Genomic DNA, 3,395 nt, shown 5'->3' on the forward strand with positions numbered 1-3,395 from the left:
CGCGTTTCAAGAGGGTGACAAACCCTATAGTAGCGCGGCCAGCTGCGACAAATGCGATTTGATTGATTTTACTTGAAAATTGAGAATAAGAGGCAGGCTGGAGCGCGCGTGATTGCCAGGGGTTCTTTCATTCCCCGCGTCTCGCTGTGAGACACGCGGTTACTCGACGACGACGAGCGCGCACATCAACGCGCCTTGAGTCGCGTTGACCACGTCCTTGCCCTGACCGGTGGGGTTCAGTCGCACCATGGTTCCGCCGTAGCGCTCACCGAAGACAAAGGCGCCCCAGATGAGGATGTGGGGGCCCACGGCGCCGTCGTCCCGCAGGAAGTGGTAGGGGCGCGGCTCGATGCGCTCCTGGACAATCCAGCCGCCGTGCTCCAGGGCTTCCTGGATGGCGGCGTCCCAGTCCTCGGCGGTCATCGCGCGGCCAATCAGCACCGACTTGCCGCCATAGGCGCGGCCCGCCTTGAGTACCAGCCCTTCGCGCTTCGAGGCGGCGAGCTCGTCGGGCAGCCATACGGACGCGCCACCGCGGGTCGTCTGCGTGGACCGCACGCGGCGCGTCCAGGGGATGTGCCGGCGGATGAGCTCCCGCTCCTCGGAGGAGAGCGCGGGCGACGCCGCGTTCTCCGACAGCAGCGCGATGTTGCGCTTGTCGTCGAGCAGCTCCTGCGCGGGCCCGTTGTAGAGACACAAGGTGCGCGCGGCGAGCGCGGCGCGGACGCGGGCGTCGAACGCCGGGCTCACCACCTCAAGCCGCTCTCTGGCGTCATGCTCCTGCACGGCATGCAGCCGCCGGCCGCGCATCGTGAGGCAGTGGCCCTCCGCGTCCTCCACCTCGCTGTAGGTGCCGATGAGCACCTCGCCCTTCGCGCCGTCCGCCTCGAGCAGCTCGCTCAGCGTGCTGTTGAGCAGCAGCGTCGCCATCTCCCTGCCCGCGGCTTCAGGCAGCTCGTTGTCGGGGAAGAGCACGGCCAGGTTGCACTCACCCTCCCAGGCCACGGTCCGCCGCACGTCCTCGACGACATGCCCCAGGAAGGCGCGCAGCGTGTCCTGGAGCTGGATGCGCAGGCCCTGCTCCTCGGTGAAGCGCTGGAGCACGGGCTGGTCCATCACCACCTGGGCCTTGAGCCCCGTCTCCCAGCCGCCCAGGCCCGCCATCATGTTGACCTCGAGGCACTTGAGGCCATCCGCCGAGTCGATGAAGTCCCCGCGGCTGAGCGCGCCGCGCGCGTCCTCCGTGATGGCCAGGACCTCCGCCGCCACGCGGGCCCGTTCCGGCGAGACACCGTAGTAGTCGGCGATGCGCCGAGGGTCTCCGTCCAGCAGGAGCCGGGGCCCGCGCTTGACGAGCCGGCAGAGCTTCACCGCGACGTCCTCCAGCTCACGGTCGCGCCGCGAGTCGATGAGGAGCGGCCACCGGTGCAGCTCGTAATACATCAGCGGTGACGCTTCGAACTTCTGGAAGCGGTGCCGCGCGAACAACTCGGGCGTCCGCTCCGCGAACTTCAGGAACGCCACCGCCGCCGCGGACAGCTCACCGTGCAACGCCTGGATTTCATCTGAGAACTTCAGCCCGCCTGGGTGCCCGTCGACATGTGACATTTTCCGCGTAATAGCACTTTGTCTCAGAGTGCGTGTAAAGCGGATGGTTTACGGGCCTGAAGCGACGGCGCCGGACTCCAGGCGGAGCAGGTGGTCCGCCACGTCGAAGTAGCGGTCGTCGTGGCTGATGACCACCACGGCCTTGCCGGCGGACTTCAGGTCCGGGAGCAGCTCCCGGTAGAAGACCTCCTTGAACAGGGGGTCCTGGTCCGCGGCCCACTCGTCGAAGAGGTACACGGGGCGGTCTTCCAGGAACGCTGTCAGCAGCGCCAGTCGCTTGCGCTGACCCGAGGACAGGTCCGTGGTGGAGAGCGCGCCGCTGGCGTCGATGCGCACCTTGCGCTCCAACTGGAGCCGCGCGAGGTATGCACGGGCCTTGTCCGCCTGCCCGCCCACGGTCAACCCCAACAGGGAGTCGAAGAGGTGGAAGTCGGAGAACACCGTGGCGAAGCGCTGGCGGTAGCGCTCCCGCTCGTCGTCCGTCACCGGTTGCCCGTCGACGTGGACGGCCCCGGACTCCGGCGAATAGAGGCCGGTGATGAGCTTGGCCAGCGTCGTCTTGCCGCTGCCGTTGCCCCCGACGATGAAGAGGATTTCTCCAGGGCGCAGCGTCAGGTCGATGGGGCCCAGCGTGAAGGGCAGGTCCTCGCCCTCGCGGCGGTAGGCGTGCGTGACGCCCACGAGGTCGATGCGGGAAGGCGTGGCGGGAGGCGCGATGGCGACGGGCGTGCTCTCGGTGTCGGCGTTGGGCAGCTCCAGCGCTTCGATGTGGCGCAGCGCCACGGTTCCCGCGCCCAGCATGGGCAGCAGCGTCATGGACGCATCCAGCGGCTGCTGGAGATAGAGGACGGCGAGCGTGTAGCCCACCAGCGTTGACGCGGACACCGGGGCGATGCCGGGCAGGGCGAACAGCAGCAGCCCGATGAAGAAGAAGAACAGGCTCATGCCCCAGCTCGTCGACAGGGCATGGAGCGTGGAGACCCGCTGCTGGAGTTGCTTCAGCGTCTCGGCGGTGGGGAACAGCTCCTGGTCGAGGAACGCCGTGCGCCGGCGCTGATGCAGCTTCAGCTCCTTCAGGCCCTGGGTGAGTGAGCGCAGGTCGCGGAAGAACCGGTCATTTGTTTGCCGCGAGTCCTTCAGCAGCGCCATGATGTGGCGAAGCGGGAGCAGGTAGCTGACGGCGCCCAGCAGCGCGAAGACGAGCAGCGCCGCGAACACCAGCCGCGACATGACGGCCAGGTACGTCATGCAGCCCAGGATGATGCCGCCATTGATGAGCAGCGGTGGGATGCACAGCAAGCCCTGGGTGACGGCCTGGATGTCGTCGACGAGCGTCGCCAGCAGCCGGTGGGAGCCCAGCTCTTCCAGCCGCCGCAGCGGTGTCGCGAGGATGCGCTGGCTGAGCTGATCCCGCAGCGCGAACGTGGTGTTCGTCTGGAGCCGCGTCAGCAGCAGCTGCGAGCCGATGCGCGAGCCCAGCATCAGGACTCCGAGCGTGGCGAAGCCGAGGACCGTTCCCTGGTCCGAAATCGCGCCGCCCCGCGCGAGCACGCCGTTGATGTGCGCGATGAGCCCCGCGCTCGCGGCGCCCGTCAACAGCCCGAAACAGACGGCGAGCGCCACGGAGCCACGGGACCTGCGCAGCAGCAGGATGAGCAGGTTCACGCCGAGAGTTCCTTCCGCGAGGATGAGAACCGGAATGTGGGCGCTCATAGCTTATGCTGCGCCCCCCGCTCTAGCGAAGGTCTTCGGTTTTTCCACTGCCCCGTCCCTTGGAACCTCTCACC

At 67.7% G+C, this 3,395-nt stretch carries 2 protein-coding genes; both read right to left on the reverse strand.

The window, feature by feature from the left end:
• Window positions 1-159: 159 nt before the first annotated feature.
• The gene (locus tag KGD87_RS07325) at window positions 160-1,608 is read right to left on the reverse strand and encodes a hypothetical protein (RefSeq protein ID WP_284666759.1); all 1,449 of its coding nucleotides are present in this window, start codon (window positions 1,606-1,608) and stop codon (window positions 160-162) included.
• Between the two features lie 48 nt (window positions 1,609-1,656).
• A complete protein-coding gene (locus tag KGD87_RS07330; RefSeq protein WP_284666760.1) occupies window positions 1,657-3,273 on the reverse strand; it encodes a cyclic peptide export ABC transporter in 1,617 nt (538 codons plus the stop codon).
• Window positions 3,274-3,395: the final 122 nt, after the last annotated feature.

Source organism: Myxococcus sp. SDU36 (genome assembly GCF_030168875.1).
GTDB lineage: Bacteria > Myxococcota > Myxococcia > Myxococcales > Myxococcaceae > Myxococcus > Myxococcus vastator.